The 24,285-nt window shown below is 35.8% G+C and carries 19 protein-coding genes and 1 pseudogene; 18 read left to right on the top strand and 2 right to left on the bottom strand.

What is annotated here, in order from left to right; all coding sequences use genetic code 11:
• Positions 1-19: 19 nt before the first annotated feature.
• The 5 genes and pseudogenes from JCM15579_RS22165 to JCM15579_RS00165 all read left to right on the top strand — a co-directional run.
• Positions 20-1,830: pseudogene (locus JCM15579_RS22165) on the top strand (ATP-dependent helicase); the annotation flags it as partial.
• 81 nt (positions 1,831-1,911) lie between these two features.
• Complete coding sequence (locus JCM15579_RS22160) at positions 1,912-2,337, top strand: hypothetical protein (protein ID WP_373280228.1); 426 nt, start codon at positions 1,912-1,914, stop codon at positions 2,335-2,337.
• A gap of 262 nt (positions 2,338-2,599) precedes the next feature.
• Positions 2,600-3,229 carry a DUF4290 domain-containing protein gene (locus JCM15579_RS00175; RefSeq protein WP_054713996.1) on the top strand — a complete coding sequence of 210 codons (630 nt, stop codon included), beginning with the start codon at positions 2,600-2,602 and terminating at the stop codon, positions 3,227-3,229.
• A 116-nt stretch (positions 3,230-3,345) separates the two neighbouring features.
• Positions 3,346-4,656 carry a UDP-N-acetylglucosamine 1-carboxyvinyltransferase gene (gene murA, locus JCM15579_RS00170; protein WP_054713993.1) on the top strand — a complete coding sequence of 437 codons (1,311 nt, stop codon included), beginning with the start codon at positions 3,346-3,348 and terminating at the stop codon, positions 4,654-4,656.
• An 85-nt stretch (positions 4,657-4,741) separates the two neighbouring features.
• Positions 4,742-5,269: a TlpA family protein disulfide reductase gene (locus JCM15579_RS00165; protein ID WP_054713991.1), complete on the top strand. Its 528-nt coding sequence runs from the start codon at positions 4,742-4,744 to the stop codon at positions 5,267-5,269.
• An 81-nt stretch (positions 5,270-5,350) separates the two neighbouring features.
• Here JCM15579_RS00165 and JCM15579_RS00160 read toward each other — a convergent pair whose 3' ends face one another.
• A complete protein-coding gene (locus JCM15579_RS00160) occupies positions 5,351-5,794 on the bottom strand; it encodes a hypothetical protein (protein ID WP_157471244.1) in 444 nt (147 codons plus the stop codon).
• A gap of 347 nt (positions 5,795-6,141) precedes the next feature.
• Here JCM15579_RS00160 and JCM15579_RS00155 point away from each other — a divergent pair, with 347 nt between their 5' ends.
• The 8 genes from JCM15579_RS00155 (at position 6,142) to hydF (ending at position 15,483) form a co-directional block, all read left to right on the top strand.
• Complete coding sequence (locus JCM15579_RS00155) at positions 6,142-6,744, top strand: nucleotide exchange factor GrpE (protein WP_054713985.1); 603 nt, start codon at positions 6,142-6,144, stop codon at positions 6,742-6,744.
• Positions 6,745-6,776: 32 nt separating this feature from the next.
• Positions 6,777-7,925: a molecular chaperone DnaJ gene (gene dnaJ / locus JCM15579_RS00150; protein WP_054713982.1), complete on the top strand. Its 1,149-nt coding sequence runs from the start codon at positions 6,777-6,779 to the stop codon at positions 7,923-7,925.
• Between the two features lie 188 nt (positions 7,926-8,113).
• Complete coding sequence (locus tag JCM15579_RS00145) at positions 8,114-9,037, top strand: ABC transporter ATP-binding protein (RefSeq protein WP_054713978.1); 924 nt, start codon at positions 8,114-8,116, stop codon at positions 9,035-9,037.
• 16 nt (positions 9,038-9,053) lie between these two features.
• Positions 9,054-10,394 (top strand): ABC transporter permease, encoded by a 1,341-nt coding sequence (locus JCM15579_RS00140; protein WP_054713975.1) that lies wholly within the window; start codon positions 9,054-9,056, stop codon positions 10,392-10,394.
• A 223-nt stretch (positions 10,395-10,617) separates the two neighbouring features.
• Positions 10,618-11,559 (top strand): Ppx/GppA phosphatase family protein, encoded by a 942-nt coding sequence (locus tag JCM15579_RS00135; RefSeq protein ID WP_054713973.1) that lies wholly within the window; start codon positions 10,618-10,620, stop codon positions 11,557-11,559.
• Positions 11,560-11,590: 31 nt separating this feature from the next.
• Positions 11,591-12,754 carry a sigma-54-dependent transcriptional regulator gene (locus JCM15579_RS00130; RefSeq protein WP_054713970.1) on the top strand — a complete coding sequence of 388 codons (1,164 nt, stop codon included), beginning with the start codon at positions 11,591-11,593 and terminating at the stop codon, positions 12,752-12,754.
• A gap of 2 nt (positions 12,755-12,756) precedes the next feature.
• Positions 12,757-14,205 carry a lyase family protein gene (locus JCM15579_RS00125; RefSeq protein ID WP_054713968.1) on the top strand — a complete coding sequence of 483 codons (1,449 nt, stop codon included), beginning with the start codon at positions 12,757-12,759 and terminating at the stop codon, positions 14,203-14,205.
• Between the two features lie 51 nt (positions 14,206-14,256).
• Positions 14,257-15,483 (top strand): [FeFe] hydrogenase H-cluster maturation GTPase HydF, encoded by a 1,227-nt coding sequence (hydF, locus tag JCM15579_RS00120; RefSeq protein WP_245625769.1) that lies wholly within the window; start codon positions 14,257-14,259, stop codon positions 15,481-15,483.
• 415 nt (positions 15,484-15,898) lie between these two features.
• Here hydF and JCM15579_RS00115 read toward each other — a convergent pair whose 3' ends face one another.
• Positions 15,899-17,026, bottom strand: a complete 1,128-nt coding sequence (locus tag JCM15579_RS00115) for a saccharopine dehydrogenase family protein (protein WP_054713965.1) — start codon at positions 17,024-17,026, stop codon at positions 15,899-15,901.
• Between the two features lie 1,372 nt (positions 17,027-18,398).
• Between JCM15579_RS00115 and JCM15579_RS00100 the strand changes: the two genes are divergently transcribed.
• From JCM15579_RS00100 to JCM15579_RS00080, 5 genes are all read left to right on the top strand, one after another.
• Positions 18,399-19,529, top strand: coding sequence for a DUF4369 domain-containing protein (locus JCM15579_RS00100; protein ID WP_054713956.1), 1,131 nt, complete (start codon positions 18,399-18,401; stop codon positions 19,527-19,529).
• 66 nt (positions 19,530-19,595) lie between these two features.
• Positions 19,596-21,818, top strand: coding sequence for an APC family permease (locus JCM15579_RS00095; protein ID WP_054713953.1), 2,223 nt, complete (start codon positions 19,596-19,598; stop codon positions 21,816-21,818).
• Complete coding sequence (locus JCM15579_RS00090; protein ID WP_054713950.1) at positions 21,818-22,621, top strand: ABC transporter substrate-binding protein; 804 nt, start codon at positions 21,818-21,820, stop codon at positions 22,619-22,621. Before JCM15579_RS00095 ends, JCM15579_RS00090 begins: the two co-directional genes overlap by 1 nt.
• A gap of 34 nt (positions 22,622-22,655) precedes the next feature.
• Positions 22,656-23,135, top strand: coding sequence for a pantetheine-phosphate adenylyltransferase (coaD, locus tag JCM15579_RS00085; RefSeq protein ID WP_054713948.1), 480 nt, complete (start codon positions 22,656-22,658; stop codon positions 23,133-23,135).
• 3 nt (positions 23,136-23,138) lie between these two features.
• Positions 23,139-24,275, top strand: coding sequence for a serine hydrolase domain-containing protein (locus JCM15579_RS00080; protein WP_054713945.1), 1,137 nt, complete (start codon positions 23,139-23,141; stop codon positions 24,273-24,275).
• Positions 24,276-24,285 lie beyond the last annotated feature (10 nt).

Genomic DNA, 24,285 nt, shown 5'->3' with positions numbered 1-24,285 from the left:
CAGATAAAGAATTGTTAGAATGGAATATTTGAATGAGTTAAATCCTGTTCAGAAAGAAGCTGTTGAAAATTACACCGGACCATCGCTAGTTATAGCTGGTGCCGGATCAGGGAAGACCAGAGTACTTACCTATAGAATTGCTCACTTGTTGAATCAGGGTGTTCGTCCTTATTCGATTTTGGCCTTAACATTTACCAACAAGGCGGCTCGCGAAATGAAAGACAGAATTGCCAATGTTGTTGGACAGGAGCAGGCTCAAAGCTTATGGATGGGAACATTCCACTCTATTTTTTCTAAAATTTTAAGATACGAAGCTGAACATTTAGGGTTCGATTCGAACTTTACCATTTACGACACTCAAGATTCTCGTAATCTTTATCGTGCCATAATCAAAGAAATGCAGCTAGATGATAAAGTATACAAACCTAATGAGGTACAGAATCGAATTTCATCAGCTAAAAATAACTTGGTTACATCTGCAGCATACGCTAACAATGCTAAAGCTCAAAAAGCTGATGCCGAAGCAAGAAAACCTCGAATCTCAGAAATATACAGTAGGTATGCACAAAGGTGCAAACAAGCCAATGCAATGGATTTTGATGATTTGCTCTTGCAAACCAACATTTTATTCAGAGATTTTCCAGAAATATTAGCCAAATATCAAGATAAGTTCAAATACGTTTTGGTCGATGAGTACCAGGATACCAACTACGCGCAATATCTAATCGTAAAAAAATTGGCAGAACAACACAAAAATGTTTGCGTTGTAGCGACGATGCTCAGAGTATTTACTCTTTCCGTGGTGCCAAAATTGAAAACATTCTAAACTTTAGAAACGATTATCCAAACTACCAGCTATACAAACTGGAACAGAATTACCGTTCTACTCAGAATATTGTAAATGCTGCCAATAGCATTATCCATAAGAACAAAGGTCAGATTCAAAAGGAATCATTTTCGGATAATGAAGAAGGTGATAAAATCAGAATTATAAAAGCCTTAACCGACCATGAAGAAGGTTACTTGATTACGAATGATATTTTCGAAACCAGAATGCGATCGCATTGTGCTTATCAGGATTTTGCAATTTTGTATCGCACCAATGCTCAATCGAGAATTTTTGAGGAATCGTTACGAAAACTGAACCTTCCTTATAAAATTTATGGCGGACTGTCTTTCTATCAGCGCAAGGAGATTAAAGACCTTTTGGCCTACTGTAGAATGGCTGTAAATCCGCAAGATGAAGAGGCAATAAAAAGGGTGATTAATTATCCAAAACGCGGAATTGGCGCTACTACCATTACAAAACTGCAAGATGCAGCAGCTCAAAATATGCTTAGCATGTGGGATATTATTTGCGGTTTACATGAGCGTCCTTATGGATTAAACGCTGGTACAATCTCCAAAATCTCAAAGTTTACCAATTTGATAAAAGACTTTCAAGCTCAATTGGAAACTGAAACAGCTTTCGATTTGGCCAACAATATCGCTAACTCAACTGGTATTATTAAAGAATTGTACAACGACAGATCTCCGGAAGGAGTTTCGAGACATGAAAATATCCAGGAATTGCTAAATGGTATACAAGAATTTACGCAAAATGCATTGGAAGAAGGACGCGAATTACACTTGCCAAACTTTTTGGAAGATGTGGCCTTGCTAACCGATCAGGATAATGAAAAAGATGAAGATCGCGATAAGGTTACCTTAATGACCATTCACTCGGCAAAAGGTCTTGAGTTCCCATACTTGTATATTGTTGGTTTAGAAGAGGAATTATTTCCTTCACAAATGGCTACAAGCACCCAACAAGAGCTTGAAGAAGAACGAAGGTTATTTTATGTGGCCTTAACCCGTGCAGAGAAAAAGGCAACTCTTTCGTTCGCAAAATCGAGATACAAATGGGGAAATATGAGTTATCCCCGTCCAAGTAGGTTTATACGTGAAATTGACGAAAGATTCGTGGAGTACACTTACGAACAAGAACCTGAATTTTCAGGAAATGGCCGCGACAATTACCAAAGTACAACCGAATTCGAAGTTCCTAGTTCGCCAAGTAGGTTTCAACAAAAAAGAAGTTTTTCGGCTAAACCCAAACTAAATCAAACAGTTTCACGCATCAAGCAAAGTAATAACCAGAGCGTTGATCCAAACTTTACACCTTCCGATCCCAATTCAATTCAACCAGGAATGGTAGTTGAACATCAGCGATTTGGAAAAGGTAAAGTGTTGCAAATGGAGGGAACCAACCCAAACATTAAAGCAACTGTATTTTTTAAAACAGTTGGACAAAAGCAATTACTACTTAAATTTGCGAAACTTAAAATTGTAGGATAATTCACTCACAATTTGTAATGATTAAAGAAAACATATACATTTGCAATGAGTTCTAAGACTTTCTAAGTTTGTCGATTACCAAAAACGAAACATTTAAAATTCTTATTTACTTCATTAAAATAAGCGGCAAATCAGAAATAGTCACTACGAATTATTAAGAAACAGACTTCAATTTTATTTTGGTATGTATTGTATTGAACCAATACATTTTATCCATGATATAAATAAAAAATTGATTACCGTAATTAACACAACTGAATAAATGGATTACAATTCAAACAGGAAACACCTTGTACTTCCTGAATATGGGCGAAACGTTCAGAAAATGGTTGACTTTGCTCTAACTGTGGAAGACAGAGAAGAAAGAAATAAAGTAGCCAAAAGCATTATCGCTGTTATGGGTAACATGTATCCACACCTAAGAGATGTTAGCGATTTCAGACACAAACTTTGGGATCACCTTGCCTTGATGTCGGATTTTAACTTGGATATTGATTCTCCTTTTGAAACTCCAACTAAAGAGAAATTGTCTGAAAAACCAGAAAAAGTTCCTTACAAAAATGAGCGAATTAAATATCGCCACTACGGTAAAACAATTGAATCCTTAATTGCTAAGGCAATCGAAATGGAAGATCAGAAAGAAAAAGAGGCTTTGATTTTAATGATTGCAAACCACATGAAAAAATCTTACATCAACTGGAACAAGGACAGTGTACCTGATGATAAGATTTTTCAAGATATCGCGGAACTTTCGAATGGAGAGCTTATTGTTCCGGAAGAATTAAAATTGCGCGAAGCCAGAGATAAAGATTTCGCTCAGAAAAATAAGCCACGCAAAAAAAATACTGGCGGACATCGAAACGATCATCGCAAACACAACAAAAATAGATAATTATAGAAAGCCGGTTTTTTTACCGGCTTTTTTATACAACATGCTTAATATTTCCATTTTTTCCTTCACTTTTATGGTTATCTTTAGGCTATCATTCACACCAAAACACATTCCAAATGAGCACTTTTGAAATAGTTGGAGGTCAACCACTAAAAGGTGAACTAACTCCACAGGGAGCAAAGAATGAAGCTTTACAAATTCTTTGTGCGACATTATTAACCAACGAAAAAGTTACAATTCATAACATACCTAATATTCTTGATGTAAATAAATTAATAGAGCTTTTATCTGATTTAGGAGTTCAGGTATCTCAAGAATCAAAGAACAGTTATACTTTTAAAGCCGAAAATGTAAATCTAGAATATCTAAATTCGCCTGAATTTGTAAAAAAAGGATCTTCTCTTCGTGGTTCCATCATGATTATCGGTCCTCTTTTAGCTCGATTTGGTAAAGGATACATTCCTCGCCCTGGGGGAGATAAAATTGGGCGCAGAAGGTTAGATACCCACTTTATTGGTTTTCAAAAATTGGGTGCAGAATTCAATTTCAATCAGGGAGAAAACTTCTACCGAGTTGAAGCTAAAAGGTTAAAAGGCACTTACATGCTTCTTGATGAAGCTTCGGTTACCGGAACTGCAAATATTATTATGGCAGCGGTGTTGGCCGAAGGAACCACAACAATTTACAATGCAGCCTGTGAGCCATACATCCAACAATTGTGTAGAATGTTAATTTCCATGGGAGCAAAAATAACAGGAGTTGGCTCTAATCTTCTTGAAATTGAAGGTGTTGAAAAACTAGGTGGATGCGAACACAAAATTCTGCCAGACATGATTGAAATTGGTAGTTTTATTGGATTGGCTGCCATGACAAAATCTGAAATCACCATTAAAAATGTTGCCTATAAAGAATTAGGTATGATTCCAGATGCATTTCGCAGATTGGGAATTAAAATGGAACTTCGAGGCGATGACATCTTCATTCCGAGACAAGAAAACTATGAAATTGAGACTTTTATTGATGGTTCAATATTAACTATTGCTGATGCTCCTTGGCCAGGATTAACCCCAGATTTATTGAGTGTATTTTTAGTTGTAGCTACTCAAGCCAAAGGAAGCGTATTGATTCACCAAAAAATGTTCGAAAGTCGTTTGTTCTTTACGGATAAGTTAATTGATATGGGTGCACAAATTATTCTTTGTGATCCTCACCGTGCAACGGTTATTGGTTTAAACCAAGAAAATCAATTGCGCCCAACCGTCATGGTTTCGCCTGACATTCGTGCAGGTGTTGCCTTGCTAATTGCTGCTTTATCAGCCGAAGGAAAGAGTACAATTCACAATATCGATCAGATTGATAGAGGTTACGAAAACATTGATTTAAGACTGAATGCCATAGGTGCAAATATCAAACGAATTGTTAATTAACTATTCCTTAACAGTTTAAATAATTGGATATATCTATTTTGGGTTTACAAATTAGACAGATTATTAATAGTTAACTAAAACGCATATGAAAAAGTTTAAATATACATTTCTACTGTTAGCATTTTTGTTCTCAATTTCAGCCTTTGCAGGAAATAAAACTAAAGAAGGTTTTAATGTTGGAGATAAGCTTCCTGATATTGTTGCCAAATCAGTTAATGGAAAGAATTTGAAATTAAGTGATTTAAAAGGAAAAGTTGTCTTGGTTGATTTTTGGGCATCATGGTGTCCTCCATGTAGAGCGGAAAATCCAACACTTGTAAATGCATACAATCAATTTAAAAATGCTGAGTTCAAAAATGGCAGTGGATTCGAAATCTATAGCTTTTCTTTGGATAAAAAGTTAGCGAGCTGGAAAGCAGCCATTTCAAAAGATCAATTGAATTGGAAATATCACGTTAGCGAATTAAAAGGTTGGCACTCTCCTACTTCAAATCAGTTTGGAATTAATTCAATCCCAGCCAATTTCTTAATTGATGGTAATGGAATTATTCTTGCAAAAAACCTTAGAGGAGAAAATTTGGACCATTTTCTTCATCAATACATGAAAAAATAATAACCAACAACTACATAAACTAAAGCCGATAATCACAAATTGATTATCGGCTTTTTTATTGTCTTAAATTCAAACCGAAGTTTAATTCGATTGAATCATTAAAAATTCCTTTAACTCATCAGTTTGATATCCTTTCTCATCCAACCAGCGAATAGCTTTAGGAACGTCTCTAAACACTTGCGTTTGCACATTGGTGTTATTCATATAAAAAGAAAATATATAGGCTTGAACGATTTGTAAAAATCTAGGCTGAATAATTACTGCATTGTACTCGTAATGAAGTGAATTACTAATTCTTTTTATGGCTTCATTTACCTGTCTGGCTAGTTTTGGACTAGAAAGAATTAACTCCGTAAGATCACAAATTGAGGAAAAGTGATCATGCGGATACTCTTCAAGCATTTCATCAATGGTTTTGATAAAAAAATCAACGACTTCCTGATCCTGCATTCCTTTCACCTTCAAGTATGCAACATCCTTGTGTAACCGAATACAAAAGTCGCTTGTGTCAATTTTAATTTCCATACACATAGAATAACTCTACTAAATATAATTAAAAGATATCTTTTATGAAAATCCATTATGAATTAAACTTCTACTATTGACTGACTCCTATGTCCTAAATTTTATTTCCATTTTAAATGTCCAAACTGAAAAAATGCACTTTCCCTGCACTATTTTTCCCTGCAAGTTGAATTTTTTCCTTTTTCATATCATCTAATTGTATAATTATCTGCATGAAAAGACATGAAAAAGGAAATTATTACAGTTTCAAATTCTATCTTTGTGCCAATTTGTCGTAAAGACACAGATTGGCAGATTATTTGTTTATTATTGCCGTGTTTAATTAGAACGCTAAAAATCATTGAAAAATGACAAAAGATACAAGCAAATCAAAAAAAGAAGAATTGGAAGAAAAGGATTTGGAAACTAAGGTAGAACAGCCTGTTGAAGAGAAAGAGGTAAAAGAAGAACCAAAGGCTGAAAAGAAAGAAAAAAAGAAATCGGCTAAAGAGAAAAAGGCTGACGAAATAGAAGAACTTGGCGCAAAACTTCAGGATATCAACGACAAGTACATGCGTTTATCCGCTGAGTTCGACAATTATAGAAAAAGAACCTTAAAAGAGAAAATGGAGCTTACCAAATCGGCAGGCGAAAAAATCCTTGTTAACGTTCTTCCTGTAATGGATAACTTCGAAAGAGCATTACAATCTATTGATGAAGCAAAAGATGTAGAAGCTTTAAAAGAAGGTGTTTATTTGATTTACAACAATTTCAAAGATTTCATTTCGCAAAATGGAGTTAAAGAAATTGAAGCTATTAATAAAGAATTTGACACCGATATTCACGAAGCAATCACCAAAATTCCTGCACCATCAGAAGACTTGAAAGGTAAAGTTGTTGATTGCGTTGAAAAGGGATATACTTTGAATGAAAAAGTGATCCGTTTCTCAAAAGTTGTTGTAGGAGAATAGTTCTCCGAATCCTAATTCTAAGTTGAAAAAAGATGTCTAAAAGAGATTATTATGAGGTATTAGGGGTTTCAAAATCTGCCTCGGAAGCCGAATTAAAAAAAGCATATCGTAAAAAAGCGATTCAGTTTCATCCTGACAAAAATCCAGATAATAAGGAAGCTGAAGAAAAGTTCAAGGAAGCTGCTGAAGCATATGAAGTTTTAAGCAATCCTGAAAAACGTCAACGTTACGATCAATTTGGCCATGCTGGAATGGGCGGAGCTGCCGGAGGTGGTTTCGGTGGCGGAATGAACATGGAGGATATTTTCTCGCACTTTGGAGATATTTTCGGTGGCGGATCTTTCTTTGGTGGCGGATTTGGTGGCGGTGGCCGCAGTTCGCGACGAGTAAACCGTGGTAGCAACCTTAGAGTAAAAGTAAAATTGACTTTAAAGGAAATTGCCGAAGGTGTTGAGAAGAAAATTAAAGTTAAAAAATACGTTGAGTGTAACTCATGTAACGGCTCGGGAGCAAAAGATGGTTCTTCTTTCTCAACTTGTTCAACTTGTAATGGTTCAGGACAAGTTACCAGAATACAGAATACCATTTTAGGACAAATGCAAACCTCATCTACGTGTCCTTCATGTAACGGCGAAGGTAAGATGATTACTAACAAATGTACTAGCTGTGCCGGAGAAGGTATTGTTCGTGATGAAGAAGTTATCTCAATCAACATTCCTGCTGGTGTTGCTGAAGGAATGCAACTTTCGGTTAGTGGAAAAGGTAATGCTGCCCGTCGTGGTGGAATTAATGGTGACCTGTTAATCCTGATCCAAGAAGAAGAGCATCCAGAGCTGGTTCGCGATGAAAATGACTTGCTTTACAACTTGTTCATTAGCATTCCTGATTCGATTTTAGGAACTGCAGTTGAGATTCCTACTATCGAAAACAAGGTAAAAGTGAAGATTGATGGTGGAACTCAGCCTGGTAAAATTTTACGTTTAAGAGGAAAAGGTCTTCCTGATGTAAATGGATATGGCAGAGGTGATCTATTGGTTAAGATTAACGTTTGGGTTCCAAACAATGTAAGCAAGGAAGAGAAGAAGGTTTTGGAGAAACTTCAAAACTCTGAATCATTCAAACCACAACCAACATCACAAGAAAAAAGCTTCTTCAAGAAAGTAAGAAACTTCTTCGAATAGATGTAAAAAATAATGATCAACCCCGGCAGAAATGTCGGGGTTTCTTTTTATCCGAAAGTTACATCGATAAAAAAACAAGTTAAAACTTGTACCACCTTCTTTATATCGATTTTTTATTAGACATCATTATAAATTGTGTATTTTAGATTTCAGTTCTAATAGAGTGTCACTAACCAAAACTATAATTCATGACATTTTTCGAAGCAAAAGATCTTGTTAAGCAATATGCAGGACATAAAGCACTTAACAAGGTAAGCATATCTGTTCCGAAAGGCAGCATATTTGGTTTACTTGGTCCGAATGGAGCGGGTAAAACAACACTGATTCGTATTATTAATCAAATCACGGGTCCTGATGCAGGACAGGTGTTTTTTAACGGACAGCCTTTAAAGCCTGAAGATGTAAAACGCATTGGTTACCTTCCTGAAGAAAGAGGTTTATATAAGAAAATGAAAGTTGGCGAGCAAGCTGTTTACCTTGCACAGTTAAAGGGCATGAGCCAAAAAGAAGCCACCAAGAAATTAAAAGCCTGGTTTGATAAGTTTGACATTTTACCTTGGTGGGATAAGAAAGTAGAAGAGCTTTCAAAAGGGATGGCCCAAAAAGTACAGTTTATTGTTACCATTCTTCATGAGCCTGAATTATTGATTTTTGATGAGCCTTTCAGTGGTTTTGACCCGATTAATGCCAATTTGTTGAAAAAAGAAATCCTTGAATTAAGAGATAAAGGCGCTACTATCATATTTTCTACTCATAATATGGGTTCAGTCGAAGAAATCTGCGATCACATTGCACTTATCAACAAATCAGAAAAAATTCTTGATGGTCCGGTGGAGCAAATCAAAAAGAAATACAGAACCAACACCTACGAGATTAATTACATAGGTGAATTCGACAAGTTGGATCAGGTTCTAAAGAGTGATTTCGAGATTATTGATCAGCAGAAAGGAATTGAGTTCAACACACTTAAGATCAAATTGAATAATGGATCTACTTCCAATGAACTCTTGGAACAAATTCTGCCCTATTTGAACATTGTTTCCTTCCGTGAAATCATTCCAAACATGAATGATATTTTCATTAGAGTAGTAAAAGAAAGCAAAACTATCTAACCACAAGATTTATAAAATGAACAAGATATTTATCATTATACAAAGAGAATACCTTTCTCGCGTAAAGAAAAGGTCATTCCTGATTCTTACCTTTCTTACTCCATTGTTGATTGCAGGAATTTATGCATTCATGATTTGGATGATGTTGAAAGATGATACTGAAAAGAGAACTATTGCGGTGTTAAACGAATCGGAATTGGTTGAACCTGTTCAAAGCAGCGAATTTACAACATACAGCTACTTACAAAACACTACTTTCGAAGATGTAAAAAGCAATATGGAGAAAAATGGATATTATGCCATTTTGGTAATTCCTAAAAACATTCTACAAACTAAAACCGCTGAATTATTTTCTCACAAACAGGTAACTATCGAAGTCAAGTCAAATGTTGGCAGTCAAATCAGGCAACACATCGAAAAGCTGAAACGAGCAAAAATTATCGCTGAAGCTAATATGCCCAATTTGGAAGAAAAATTAGCTGCAACCAAAACACCTATCTCTATGCGAACCATTAAGTTCGGAGAAGATGGAGAAATTAAACAAAGTTCTACCGAGATAGCCATGGGAATTGGTTTCGCTGCCAGCTTCATTATTTACATGTTTATTTTCATGTATGGAGTACAGGTAATGAGAGGTGTTATCGAAGAAAAAAGCAATCGCATTGTTGAGGTAATTATATCCTCGGTTAAGCCATTCCAACTCATGATGGGGAAAATTGTTGGCGTTGCAATGGTTGGATTGACCCAATTCATTATGTGGGTTGTATTAACCGGCATCATTATTACGGTTGGTTCTGCATTGGTTCTGCCAGGTGTTGACATGGAAGCCCTGCAACAAGCAAAGACGGTAGCTGAATTACCTGCAGGTGCAGCTTCTTTAGATGCTGGTCAGTTAAAAATGGCTCAGGATATTCTAGGAACTTTCGACTTTGCCTATGTTGCTGGTATAATTGGTGCATTTATTTTCTTCTTTTTGGGTGGATATTTATTGTATTCAGCCTTATTTGCAGCAGTTGGTAGTGCTGTTGATAATGAAACCGAAACGCAGCAGTTTATGCTTCCTATTACAATTCCATTGATTCTTGCTTTGTACATTGGTTTTGCCGTGGCAAAAAATCCGGAGAGTAGTTTGGCCTTTTGGGGTTCTATTATTCCATTTACTTCGCCAATAGTAATGTTGGTACGAATTCCTTTTGGTGTTCCTATTTGGGAATTACTCCTATCCATGGTAATACTAATCGGAACATTCCTATTAATCACATGGATAGCCGCCAAAATATATCGAACTGGTATATTGATGTATGGAAAGAAAGTTTCTTACAAAGAAATTTGGAAGTGGTTGAGATATCACAACTAACAAATGTTTTATTAATTATAGCAAAATGCCTCTTTTGAGGCATTTTTCATAAATTTGAAGTTAGGCACAATTTTTGAAGGTGATGAATCGTGTCTTTTATCAGTATTTACTAGACATTGACAAAAGTTATTATTCTTAAACAAAGATTTTACTATCTTCGATAATGAATCTAATCCTAAGACCTAGGTTAGATCGCTTTCACTTAAAACTTTAACCTTAATTTATGCAAAAGAAACGGATTTCTGTAATTGATTTAGGAACCAATACATTTAATTTATTGGTAGCAGAATGGAGCGAAGGGAAGCATCCTAACATCCTACACCGTTCGAAGTACCCTACCAAAATTGGCAAGGGAGGAATTAATCAAAATAAAATAACCGACGAAGCGATTCAAAGAGCGAAAAATGCATTTGAAGAAATGAATCGCATTTCAGAAGAATATAATTCTAGCGAAAAAATTGCGTTCGCCACTTCAGCCATTCGGTCAGCAGAAAATGGAGAAGAATTCGTCCGATTAATAGAAGAAAACTATCAAGTAAACATTGAAATCATTTCAGGAGAACGCGAGGCTGATTTAATCTATTCAGGCACAAAAAATGGTGTTGCATTAAATCACGAAGCTGTTGCTATTCTTGATATTGGAGGTGGTAGCAATGAAATTATTATTGCCAATAACGAAAAAGTATTCTGGAAAAAAAGCTATCCATTGGGAATGACCCGATTGCTTGAAATGTTTACGCCTTCGGATCCTATGACAAAAGGAGATATTGCCAAGGTAGATGAGTACTTAAAAGAGCAATTGCCCGACTTATTTGAAGCACTTGAACTTCACAACGTAAAAACCTTAATCGGTTCATCTGGATCATTTGATACTTTCAAACAAATCCTTATGGCTGATGGCTATTCAACAAATGGATTGCCAGAATCTCAATTCGAAATCAAGCTAAAAGATTTCTTCCGCTTGCATCAAAGTTTTTTAAACTCAAGCCTGGAAGAAAGAAAAAATATGAAAGGTATGGATCCAGTTCGAGTTGAGTTAATGGTGATGGCAAGTATTTTTATTAATCATCTGGTAAAAGAAGCTGGTTTTAGTAAATTGTACCAATCTTCATATGCTTTAAAAGAAGGTGCTTTGTTTGAGCACATTGAAAAAAACACTAATTAACAGCTGCAGCTGTAGAATCAAAAAAATAGCTATGTCTAAAATTCTGATCATTGATGACGAAAGAAGTATTCGCAATACTTTGAAAGAAATTCTAAGTTATGAAAGCTACGACATCAGCCTTGCCGAAGATGGCATTGCTGGTTTGGAAATGGCCAAAAATGATGAATTCGATGTTATTTTATGCGACATTAAAATGCCACAGATGGATGGTATTGAAGTGCTGGACAAAATACAGGAATTGGCCATTGACACTCCAGTCATCATGATTTCGGGTCATGGAAACATCGATACTGCAGTTGAAGCAATTAAGAAAGGAGCTTTCGATTTCATTGAAAAGCCTCTTGATCTAAATAGAATTCTGATTACCATTCGCAATGCGATGGATAAATCAAAGCTGATTACAGAAACCAAAGTTCTGAAAAGAAAAGTCAGTAAAAAATATGAAATGATTGGTGAGGCTGATGCAATTCAGGATGTAAATCAGATGATTGATAAGGTAGCACCAACCGATGCGCGTGTTCTAATCACAGGACCAAATGGAACCGGAAAAGAATTGGTTGCACATCGAATCCACGAACAAAGTAATCGCTGTAAAAGTCCATTTATAGAAGTAAATTGTGCCGCTATTCCTTCTGAACTGATCGAAAGTGAATTGTTTGGGCATGAAAAAGGATCTTTTACTTCTGCAATTAAACAGCGAAAAGGCAAGTTCGAATTGGCCGATGGAGGAACTCTTTTTCTTGATGAAATTGGCGATATGAGTTTATCTGCACAAGCAAAAGTATTAAGAGCTTTGCAGGAAAATAGAATTACCCGTGTTGGTGGCGATAAAGAGATTAAAGTAAATGTTCGTGTAATTGCAGCAACCAATAAAAATTTGAAAGAAGAAATCGAAAACAACAATTTCCGCGAAGACTTGTATCATCGCTTAAGTGTGATTTTGATTGAGGTTCCTTCTTTGAACGACAGAATTGATGACATTCCACTGCTCGCAAATCATTTTATTGATATGATTTGTGGTGAAATGGGATTGCCTGTTAAAGGAATTGATGAAGCTGCAATTGAAGAGCTAAAAAATATCAATTACACGGGAAATATTCGCGAGTTTAGAAACATTATCGAACGATTAATTATTCTTGGACAGGATAGCATTAGTGTTGACGATGTTAAAGCATATACCAAATCAGCAAATTAATCATGAGAATTGAATCAGATTTTATTGGTAAACGAGAGATTCCCAAAGATTCACTTTGGGGAATTCATTCTCTTCGTGCAAAGGAGAATTTTCCGGACAACACCCAATTTCATAAAGAATGGTATATGGCTGTTGGGGTTGTAAAACAAGCCTGTTACAAAACTTACCTTGATTTTCTGAAGGGAATCGATCGTAAGTTTCCAAATCAGGAATTCCCTTTTCAGTTGTTAGATAAAAATCTGATTGAAAACTTAAATGATGTTGCAAATGAAATAAATCTGGGTGAGCATTTTGATCATTTCATTGTGCCTGCCATACAAGGTGGTGCTGGAACCAGCATCAACATGAATGTGAATGAAATTATCGCCAACAGGACTTTGCAACAAGCTGGTGAAAATTGTGGCGATTACGATAAAGTGGATCCATTCGAGCATGCCAATGTGTTCCAATCTACTAATGATGTAATTCCAACATCGCTAAAAGTTGCAGCAATTCGTTTGCTTCAGGAACTGGAAGAGTCGATAAACAACTTGCGTTTACAGGTCGAAAAAACAGAAAGTAATTACCGAAACGTATTACGCATTGGATACACACAAATGCAAGCTGCTGTTCCATCCTCATACGATAAACTGTTTAGCACATACAACAATGCCTTGTCGCGAGATTGGTGGAGAGTTTCCAAATGTTTCGAAAGAATTAAGGAGGTGAATCTTGGTGGTGGTGCCATAGGAACAGGTTTATCTATCCCGCGATTTTTCATTATGGAAGTGGTGCCAAATCTGCGCAAGCTGACTGGTTTACCAATTACGCGTTCAGAAAACTTATCGGATGCAACAGCCAATCAAGATGGATTTGTTGAAGTTCATGCAACACTGAAAGCACATGCTGTAAATTTGGAAAAAATGGTTGCCGATCTCCGACTTTTAGGTTCCGATTTATTTCACAACAGAGAACTTCACCTGCCTCAAAAGCAAGTGGGTAGTTCCATTATGCCTGGAAAAGTAAATCCGGTGATCCCCGAATTTGTAATCAGCACCGCCCACAAGGTGTATTCTAACGATGTAATGATTAGCAATCTGTCAGGACAAGGCTGCCTGGAATTAAATGCGTATTTGCCTTCTATTGGTCATGCCTTATTAGATAGCATCAAATTACTGATTGCTGCAAACAATACACTTGCCCAGAATCTATTCAAAGAACTAGAGATACAGTCAAATTTAACTGAAGAAAATGTGCTTTATAATCCTTCGGTTGCCACAGCACTTTCTCCATACATCGGATATCACAAGGCTGCTAAACTGGCTAAAGAGATGAAGAAAAACTCTTGTACAATACTAGAAGCCAACAACAAGCTTGAAATGCTTTCGAATGATAAAATAAAAGAGCTGATTACTCCTGAAGAATTATTAAAATTAGGATTCATTTTAAGCGAAACAATTAATACTAAATAACTGATAACTGTTCATTGGTAACTGTTTACTGATAACTGATCACTTTAAAACATGGGAAGAGAACGTCGTCCGCATATTGGAATTTTTGGTAGAAGAAATAACGGGAAAAGTACATTAATCAACTTCCTTGCTGGTCAGGATATTGCTATTGTTTCTGATGTAGCAGGAACTACCACTGATCCAGTTAAAAAATCTTTTGAAATTACTGGTTTCGGACCTGTTATTTTAATTGATACAGCTGGGATTGATGATACTGGTGAATTGGGAAAAAAGCGAATCCTTAAAACCAACCAGACCATAAAAACCATCGATTTGGCCATTCTGGTCATTACCAAAAATACGTTTGGCGATTTTGAAGAAGGTTTAATTGAAAAGTTCAAGAAACAAGATGTTCCTTTTATTGCCGTTCATAATAAAGAAGATTTAGAGCTATTGCATCAGGAAACTTTGACTCAACTAACTGAGGCAGGAGCTAAAGAGGTTTTGCATTTTAATTCGCTTAACGGTGACATTGAACCTATAGTAAAAAGCATCAAGAAAACCATTCCCGAGTCAGCATTTACAACACCATCGCTTCTTGGCGATTTGATTTCCTATGGTGATATTGTTTTACTGATCACTCCTATTGATATCGAAGCGCCTGAGGGAAGATTGATTCTACCTCAAGTGCAAGCCATTCGTGATATTCTGGACAACGATGCAATCTGTATCGTTTTGAAAGAACGTGAAGTGGATGCATTTCTACGAAAAACCGGAATCAAACCCAAACTCGTAGTTACCGATAGCCAGGTATTCCTGAAAGCTGGAGCTTCTATCCCTTCTGATATTGCCCTGACCAGTTTTAGCATTATGCTGGCGCATTTCAAAGGCAATTTTTCTGCTTACCTTCAAGGAACACCAAAAATTTCAGAGCTGAAAGATGGTGACAAAATCCTACTTCTGGAAAGTTGTACTCACCACACTTCGTGCGATGATATTGGAAGAGTAAAGATTCCTCGCTGGATCTCGAATTACACGGGTAAACAACTTGAATTTGTTGTGATAGCTGGTTTGGATGAAATCCCAGGAGAGATATCGGACTATGCATTGTTAATTCAGTGTGGTGGTTGTATGATTACTCCTAAACAATTGGGCAACCGCTTGCAAGCTGCCATAGATGCCGGAATTCCGGTTACCAACTACGGTATGGCTATTGCTATGTGCAAGGAATCTACAACCGAGCAGTTGCTCCTTTTGCCAAAATTGAAGATTCTTCATTGGATTATCTGTAATATTTGAACCGTTTCAACATCAACTTTTAATATTAAAAGTTAAGCTTTCCACGTCTTAACATGAAGTTTCAGTATTAAAAGCTGAGGTTTTAACGTTAAAACTTGAGGTTTCAACATTGGCAGCTGATGTTTTAATGTTGAAACATGAAGTTTCGATATTGAAAGTTGAGATTTCAACGTTTTTTGCTACCATTTTATCTCGACGGGACATCATTTTTCATTAAAAGTTGAAGTTTTAAGGTTAAAACTTCAACTATCAACATTACAAGTTCAGATTTTAACACTGAAAGCTTAGCTTACGATATTAAAACCTGAACTTTTCACATTGAAATATCAACCTGCAACATTAAACAGACAGAATTCAACATTAAAAGTTCAATTAAAAAATTACAATGCTAAATTTCCAGTCGAGCAATTCAAAATCACTCATTTATATTGATTTTATAAACAACTCCTCTTTCTTTCAAATACTGAAATACGAAATTAAAGCAATCAGGATCTTTCCCTAGAAATTCAGGAGGATTGATTCCTTTGCGAGAGTATTTGCCTTTCAGCAAAATATTGGCAACTGCAGTACAGGTATATCCTGTAGTCCGCGCCATGGATGTAAATCCTTTTTCTTCATCAAACTGATCGAACAAATCATATACAATGGTTTTAGTTAAGCCATTTTGGAATCCTTCTACCTCCACCCTCATCACCGTAAACTCTTTTTCGCCTGGTTTTAACTTCCATTTTGAAAATAGCAACTTTGAAGTCAAATCAATAGGCTTGATTTTCACACCATCAATATTTATCTTCTCATGAGAAAAATAGCCAGTATCTCTCAATACTCTCAAATACTCGATGGTTCCTGGATAACGCAATGTTTTTTCAATCATATTGGGAACATTCATGGTTTTAATCAAACTGCGCAATCCGTCAGAATTCCATGCCTCCAGTGTTCCTATATTTTCAAAATAGATCAATTCTGGATCCGACAAAGCCTCCCGTATAACAATATCACCATTTTGAACATATCGAGCGGGCCTGGTATATTCCTCAATCACATCAATCGGAGAAAAAACTGCCCGATACTCCCAGGGCCACTCTCTCTTAAATGGTAAACCGCCCACCAGACATCTAAAACTTTGCACTCTCATTTTTTCATTGTGGTAACCTAAAATCAAGTTACCCATTCCAGGAGCAACACCACAATCCGTAACAATGCAACAGCCATTATTTTTGGCGAGGTCATCCAATTCAAAAGCATCTTCGGCGAAAAAGGAGATATCCACCATATTTTTTCCAGCCTCAATTACTTCCCGAACTACATTAAACCCCATATTTCCAGGAACAGCACCAACTACCAAATCAGAATCTGCCACTAACTTCCGAACCGTGCCAGCAACCGAAAAATCAGCTTTCTTGGTCTTAATTTTAGAATGTCTGGCCAATTGTTCCAATGCATTCGCATCATGATCAACCGTGGTTACAGCAAAAGATTCACTTAAATCAATAGCAATTAGTTTCCCAACCAATCCAGCTCCTAATACAGTTATTTTTTTCATGCTATGATTATTTAATTATAATGATTACTAATGAAGTTATTGTCTAACAAGTTCAATGTCATCCAATACACCTGGAAACAAACCAATATCATATGATACAATTATTGTTTATTTCATTTTCATACTGATTTAGGATCCAGATTATTAATATATGAGAGATATAAGGTAAGGCTATAGAAAAAAACAAATAGAGAAAAAAAGATTTCAAAAATTTCAAAGCCACCAAACATTGAAGAGATTAGGAGAAAAAAAACAAATGGAAAAAGGCTTGGATATGGAAATATGAGTTTGAATCTCGGTGTTCGAAAACTACGACGTGGAATCCACCCAAATAAACACAATGTGAATAATACAATTGCAGATAAAGGATAAATTATAGGAAAATAAAGATTGAATATGTTATGCAAATTCAATTCAGATTGATAGTTTACCTCTCTAATTGCCATTGGAGTCTCAACATTGAAAATCCTCTGTCCCCAGCTTATTTCTTCAAATGCTATAAATAAAATTAAAACAGAAAAGACCGCAAAAAGAGTATTAGTAGCTTTTATTGGAAGCTTGTACTTGATTCTTCTTAGGTAAAAGACTAGAATAAGAATCAGTCCGGAAAAAAATAGCAGAAAAAAAGTAAAATACTCAAAAAGTCCATCTTCATCCAACAAAAGATTAACCAAATAGCTTTTCTCTAAATATGTCATCATTAACAATGGAAATCCAATAATTGCAGATGCTATTATTAAGTTTCGATGGTATTTTGCAAGTCCATTTTTTTCATAATTCTCTCCCAGAAAAAAAAATCCTCATCCTTGTGGGAAAAAAAACACATTCTAACCTGGATCCTAATTTCGTATAGATTAATACAAAAACACTAAACCATAAACCAAAACCAATATTTAAATATGCCTGAATTATATTATTCAACCCCAACAATCCGGTGCGTATATAACCATCAGGTGATAAATTTGCTTCTACAAAAGAAAAGGATGCCTCAGCAATTTCAAGAGAAAAGATGCGCAATAAAACTAATATTACAAGACAAACAACCATTATTGTATTCTTCACATTTAAATAATTTCTTCTTGTATTCATCACCTAATCTCCTTTTACAATAACACTTTTCAATAATAATTTACAAAGATTTTAGAATAGGTGAATAAAAATCTTGAATATTTACAGCACCCAATCACTATTTAAATCTTAAACTTCCATAGTATTAGACTGAATATTTTCAATCAAAACTGAATATTCTCCTTCGCTGTAAACCGTTACATAATTCAAATTGGTATATTTGATTATAAATTTTCATAAAAAAATCTAACTTTAATCATATCTGGATTTATACAAGAATCTCTAACATCTTAATACTTATACAATGAACAAAGTAATTTGTCTTTTTCTGCTTTCTATCACTTTAACAATTCCTATACATGCTCAGCAAAAAACTTTCACCCTTCAAGGAATGATTGGGGGGCTTCAGGAAGAATATATTTACCTCTACAAGCATGATGGTGAAACCAAAGAATTAATTGATTCTGTTAAAACCAAAAATGGAGAATTTAAATTTGAATCACCCTGTGAACAAGCATTTGTTGCTGAATTCATGGTAGCAGGCCGAAAAGCTGGAAAAGCATTCCTGTCTCCAACGAAAATGAGCTTATTTGTTCACAAGAAGGATATGAACCACAAATTTTTGATTGGCAAACTAAAAGGTTCTCCAGCACAAGACAGATATGAAGATTTTCAAACAAAACTAAGCGAAAACAATAAGCAAAAATTAAAAATTGCTGAAAACCTGGAAATTCCTGAAATACAATCGGATTCGATTAAAAAAAATCAATTCATGAAGGAATATGCCAGATTAAATCAATTCAAAGATGAATATTACTACAAATATGCGTCTTCACCTGTTATTGCTTACCTGATATACCAGGAATACTTTGCTGCAAAACGAAGCCTGGAATATATAAAAGAGCAATTGAAAACCTTAAAGTTGGCTAATCCCAATGGAATGTATGTTAACAACTTACAGAAAAGGGTTAATATCATTGAAACACTTCAAAACAAAGGACAATTTCCTGAAATAAAGACTAAGACCCTGGATGGTAAAGAATACCAACTCTCAAAGCATAAAGGGAAACCTATATTGCTTTATATCTGGAGGGCTTGGAAGGAGGAACAAAATCAAAAATATTATGATGACATTCAGAATATAACCAACACATTCCCATCTTTGGAAGTTGTAAGTCTAATTAGAAATTCTTCCTATAACATGATTAGAATTCCAGGTACTTATAAAGGCAAAACCTGGCACCCTGGACCTAGACCAGAATTGAACTGTATTGAAATAGAAAGTCTAGATCAGAGTGTTGAAATTGTAAGATTTTTAGACAGAGGATTCCATGCATTCCTACTTGATAAAGATGGTAAAATCATATATCATCAAGATGAGCTGAACACTGAAGTGTTAAAATCTCAGATCTCCAAACATCTTTCAAACCTGTAGTATTTATTATCAATTTCGATTAACTATATTTAGCACTTTGATAAAAGAGACTAAAGAAATTTAACTATGCCCGATAATTTACTGAAAAACAAAGCCAATTTTGGCACCATGCCAGTTTTCCTAACTGCCATTTCAACCATTTTAGGAGCTATTTTGTTCCTTCGTTTTGGTTGGGCTGTTGGTAATGTTGGATTTATTGGAGTAATTGGAATCATTATTTTAGGTCATTTGATTACCATTCCTACAGCAATGGCAGTTGCTGAGATTGCAACCAACCAAAAGGTGTTAGGTGGAGGGGCCTACTATATCATTTCCCGATCATTTGGTTTAAATATTGGTGCTGCAATTGGAATTACACTCTATCTTTCGCAGGCAATTTCGGTAGCCTTCTATATCATTGCTTTTGCCGAAGCTTTTGATCCTGCAATTCAATGGCTTGCTGATAATTATGGCATTTTAATTTACGACAAAAGAGCCATTAGTATTCCAACTATGTCCATTTTGGCCGGTTTATTTCTTTATCGCGGAGCAAACATGGGAATGAAGGCTTTGTATGTTGTAGTAGCAACTCTAGGTCTTTCTTTGTTTATGTTTTTTATCGGAACTCCAGAAAACGCGCCTACAAAAATGGTTTTAGACGCCACCATTGAAAACCCAAAGGGTTTCTTTTATGTGTTTACCATTGTTTTCCCGGCATTTACAGGCTTAGCAGCTGGCTTAGGTCTATCTGGAGATTTAAAAAACCCCAGAAAATCGATCCCGAGAGGAACCATCTGGGCGACCGTTGGTGGATTATTGATTTACATTTGGGCAGCGTACAAATTTACAGTATCTGCAAGTCCTGAAGACTTAGCTAGCGATCAATTGATCATGAGAAAGATTGCCATTTGGGGTCCAATTATTCCTATTGGTTTGGCTGCAGCTTCATTATCTTCGGCATTGGGTTCAATAATGGTTGCACCAAGAACCCTACAGGCAATTGGTTTAGATGATATTTTCCCTCAAAAAGGATTAAACAAATGGTTAAAATCAGAAAGTAAAAAAAATAATGAACCTATTAATGCTTCGGTGATTTCCATAGCTATTGCATTCATTTTTGTTTTTATTGGCGACGTTGATTTTGTTGCTCAGATTATTTCCATGTTCTTCATGGTAACCTACGGTGCCATTTGTATCATCTCCTTCCTTGAACATTTTGCAGCAGATCCTTCATACCGTCCTACCTTCCGTTCTAAGTGGTATTTATCCTTAATGGGAGCAGTTCTTTCGGTTTGGATCATGTTCCAGATGAATATGACTTATGCCATATTATCATTAATGATTATGGGCGGTATCTACTATGGAATAAATGTAAGCACAAAAGAAAACAGAGGTTTAGCGAAACTCTTCCGTGGTGTAGTTTTCCAGCTAAGTCGCCACCTGCAAATTTTCGCACAACGAGCCGAAAAAGGGGATCGTGAACTAAGCTGGAGACCTTTTGCCATTTGTATTTCGCAAGATTCTTTTAAGCGCAGGTCAGCATTCGATTTGTTAAGATGGATTTCCTACAAATATGGTTTTGGAACCTATATTCATTTCCTGGAAGGATTCTTAAATGAGAAAACCAATGAAGAATCGAAACAGGTAATGAACAAATTGATTAACCTGGCTTCGGGAAGTAAAAATAGGGTTTATCTGGATACGATTATTTCTCCATCCATGACTTCGGCAATTGCCCAGGTAATGCAGTTGTCTGGAATATCCGGACATGGCTATAACACCATACTGTTCGAATTTTCGAGAACAGAATCAGAAAGATTGAATTATGTGATTGACAATTACAAACTGCTGGAATCAACTCATTTCGATGTTTGTATTTTGAATACCTCCTATAAAGGATTTGGCTACCAAAAAGAAATACATGTTTGGATTGGTGCCAACGATTTGGAAAATGCAAACTTGATGATTCTTCTGGCCTATATCATTCAAGGACATCCTGATTGGAAGAAAGGAACCATTAAGATTTTTGCAATCTATCCGGAAGATCAGCTAGAAAATCAGAAGGAAAAACTACTGGCCTTGATCAAATCAGGTCGATTACCAATATCTCCTAGCAATATCCAGTTGATTAATGCCAACTACGCCAACAAAAAACAGGTAATCATGTCGAAATCCATGGATGCTGATTTAAGTATTCTTGGTTTTAACCATGAAGATGTAGTTGAAGAGGGAGTTGATTTGTTTACTGGATTTGAAGATATGGGTAACATACTTTTTGTGAGTTCATACAAAGAAATTAAAATTAAGTAATGACTGATTTTATCAAAGTTACCGATGATTTGGGTCGAGAGGTAAACATTCCCTTTCCTCCCAATAGAATCATTTCTGCAGTTCCATCAACAACGGAATTTTTATTCGATTTGGGATTGGAAGGTAAAGTAATTTCACGCACTAAGTTTTGTAGATATCCGAAAGGAAAAATTGAAAAACTGCCAAACATCGGAGGCCCTAAAAACTTGTTTGTCGATAAAATCAACCTCCTGAATCCTGATTTGATTCTTGTTAACGAAGAAGAAAACAACAAAGCACAGGTTGAAGCTTTAATGGAAGATTTTCCTGTATATGTAAGTAAGGTTAGAAACTACCAAGAAGCTTTGCAAAACATTCTGAATACTGGAAAAATTACAGGGGTAGAACCCAAAGCTTTCGAAATCACAAATAAGATACGAGCTGGTTTTGCTAAAATTCCTAAAAGCACTAAACCAATAAAAGTATTATACCTGATTTGGAGAAATCCTTTCATGGGAGTTGGTAAAAACTCGTTCATTAATTCGATGCTGGAGATGTGTGGATTTGAGAACATTCTACCTGATCCACAAGAAAGATATCCAAACCTGACAGCGGAAGAGATAAAAGAACTAAATCCTGAATTGGTACTGCTTTCTTCAGAACCATATCCATTCGAGGAAGCCAACATTAAAGAAATAAGAGACATTCTTCCCTTTGCCACAATTGAATTGGTAGATGGAGAGATGTTCTCATGGTATGAATCACACATGCTGCAAGCAGCAGATTATTTTATAAACTTGATTAAAAAAATTAAAGCAGAATAATTCTTTCTATTTTTGCTTTAAAAATTACAACTAAATGGAACGCATTGCTATTTTTCCCGGATCATTCGATCCTTTTACTATCGGACACGAATCTATTGTGACCCGGGCATTACCTCTATTCGATAAAATTATTATTGCAATAGGATATAACTCTGAAAAGAGACAGTTTTTCCCAATCGAAAAACGCATTCAATGGATTAAAGAAGCTTTTCAAAACAATCCAAAAATTGAAGTAGAAACTTTCGAAGGACTTACCGTTGAGTATTGCAAATCGAAAAATGCACAATTTATTTTAAGAGGTTTGAGAACCGCTGCCGACTTTGAGTACGAGCGTGCCATTGCTCAAATCAATAAAAAAATGGTTTACGAGTTGGAATCGATCTTCTTGTTAACCACTCCTGAACATACCATGATTACATCAACCATTGTTCGCGATATTATTCGTCATGGCGGCGATGCTTCTCAGTTTTTACCAGAAGTAACAGATCCTGATGCATACAAACTAAATCTATAAACCATGTCAAGAATAAGCAAAACTGTTTTAATTCTCGCTTTATTAACGGCACTTTGGATGCTTTTAGCTCCTAATTATTTGCGAACAAGTCTTATTTATTGGTATGCCAATATCGATGATTACAAGATTTTCGAAAATAAAGACGTTAATGTTGCCGATGGCATAGAATGGAAAGAATCCGATGCATACAATAAATATGAATTGGACAGTTCGGATAGAGAGTATCTGGAAAACCACGAAACAGTTGCTTATTTGATCATACAGGACGGTAAAGTTTTATACGAAGAATATTGGGATGGATACGATGCCGATTCACATTCCAACATTTTTTCTGCTACAAAAAGTATCGTAAGTCTTTTGATCGGAATTGCCATTGACGAAGGAAAAATCAAATCGGTTGATGAACCAATTGGGAATTACCTGAAGGAATTTGCCAATGATGAACGTGGTAAAATAACCATTAAAGACCTGCTTACCATGAGTTCAGGTTTAGATTGGGACGAAGCTTATAGTAGTCCTACATCTGTTACCACAAAGGCATACTATGGTAAGAAACTAAGAAAGGTTAGTACAGATCAGCAATTGATCGAAAAGCCAGGAGTTCGTTTCAGATATCAAAGTGGAAATACACAGCTATTGGCTTTTATTGTGGAAGAAGCAACTGGCGAAACCATTGCAAAATACGCCGAGCATACCCTATGGAAACCAATGCATGCTGTAAATACTGCACTTTGGAGTTTGGATAAAAAAGATGGCGACGAAAAATCGTTCTGTTGTTTTAATACCAATGCTCGCGATGCAGCTCGTTTTGGTCAATTGGTATTGAACAAAGGTTCCTGGAACGGAAAACAATTGGTATCAGAGCAATATATAACCGATGCAACTAGTGCAGCCGATTATTTATTAAATGAAGAAAAAACAGCAGCACTAGACTTCTATGGATATCAATATTGGATTCTTCCTTACAAAAACATGAACATTCCATACATGCGTGGTCATCTCGGACAATACATTTACACTATTGCAGAGAAAAACGCAGTTGTAGTTCGCTTTGGTAAAGAAAAAGATGAAATTAAGCAAGGACAAATTACCATGGATATACCAAAGTATATCGACATCGCTCTAAAAATTCTGAAATAGAAAACCTCTG

This window comes from Marinifilum fragile JCM 15579 (assembly GCF_001310955.1).
Taxonomy (GTDB): Bacteria; Bacteroidota; Bacteroidia; order Bacteroidales; family Marinifilaceae; genus Marinifilum; species Marinifilum fragile.
Note: the sequence above shows the minus strand (reverse complement) of the source record. Positions and strands in the feature narration are given on the sequence as shown.

Bases quoted from the DNA above. Each gene is read 5' to 3' on its own strand.
- JCM15579_RS00140 (WP_054713975.1), top strand. From the start codon at position 9,054: ATGAACAAGATATTTATCATTATACAAAGAGAATACCTTTCTCGCGTA.
- JCM15579_RS00135 (WP_054713973.1), top strand. From the start codon at position 10,618: ATGCAAAAGAAACGGATTTCTGTAATTGATTTAGGAACCAATACATTT.
- JCM15579_RS00080 (WP_054713945.1), top strand. From the start codon at position 23,139: ATGTCAAGAATAAGCAAAACTGTTTTAATTCTCGCTTTATTAACGGCA.
- coaD (WP_054713948.1), top strand. From the start codon at position 22,656: ATGGAACGCATTGCTATTTTTCCCGGATCATTCGATCCTTTTACTATC.
- JCM15579_RS00130 (WP_054713970.1), top strand. From the start codon at position 11,591: ATGTCTAAAATTCTGATCATTGATGACGAAAGAAGTATTCGCAATACT.
- JCM15579_RS00115 (WP_054713965.1), bottom strand. From the start codon at position 17,026: ATGAAAAAAATAACTGTATTAGGAGCTGGATTGGTTGGGAAACTAATT.
- JCM15579_RS00155 (WP_054713985.1), top strand. From the start codon at position 6,142: ATGACAAAAGATACAAGCAAATCAAAAAAAGAAGAATTGGAAGAAAAG.
- JCM15579_RS00175 (WP_054713996.1), top strand. From the start codon at position 2,600: ATGGATTACAATTCAAACAGGAAACACCTTGTACTTCCTGAATATGGG.
- JCM15579_RS00125 (WP_054713968.1), top strand. From the start codon at position 12,757: ATGAGAATTGAATCAGATTTTATTGGTAAACGAGAGATTCCCAAAGAT.
- JCM15579_RS00095 (WP_054713953.1), top strand. From the start codon at position 19,596: ATGCCCGATAATTTACTGAAAAACAAAGCCAATTTTGGCACCATGCCA.
- dnaJ (WP_054713982.1), top strand. From the start codon at position 6,777: ATGTCTAAAAGAGATTATTATGAGGTATTAGGGGTTTCAAAATCTGCC.
- JCM15579_RS22160 (WP_373280228.1), top strand. From the start codon at position 1,912: ATGAGTTATCCCCGTCCAAGTAGGTTTATACGTGAAATTGACGAAAGA.
- murA (WP_054713993.1), top strand. From the start codon at position 3,346: ATGAGCACTTTTGAAATAGTTGGAGGTCAACCACTAAAAGGTGAACTA.
- JCM15579_RS00090 (WP_054713950.1), top strand. From the start codon at position 21,818: ATGACTGATTTTATCAAAGTTACCGATGATTTGGGTCGAGAGGTAAAC.
- JCM15579_RS00145 (WP_054713978.1), top strand. From the start codon at position 8,114: ATGACATTTTTCGAAGCAAAAGATCTTGTTAAGCAATATGCAGGACAT.
- JCM15579_RS00100 (WP_054713956.1), top strand. From the start codon at position 18,399: ATGAACAAAGTAATTTGTCTTTTTCTGCTTTCTATCACTTTAACAATT.
- JCM15579_RS00165 (WP_054713991.1), top strand. From the start codon at position 4,742: ATGAAAAAGTTTAAATATACATTTCTACTGTTAGCATTTTTGTTCTCA.
- JCM15579_RS00160 (WP_157471244.1), bottom strand. From the start codon at position 5,794: ATGGAAATTAAAATTGACACAAGCGACTTTTGTATTCGGTTACACAAG.
- hydF (WP_245625769.1), top strand. From the start codon at position 14,257: ATGGGAAGAGAACGTCGTCCGCATATTGGAATTTTTGGTAGAAGAAAT.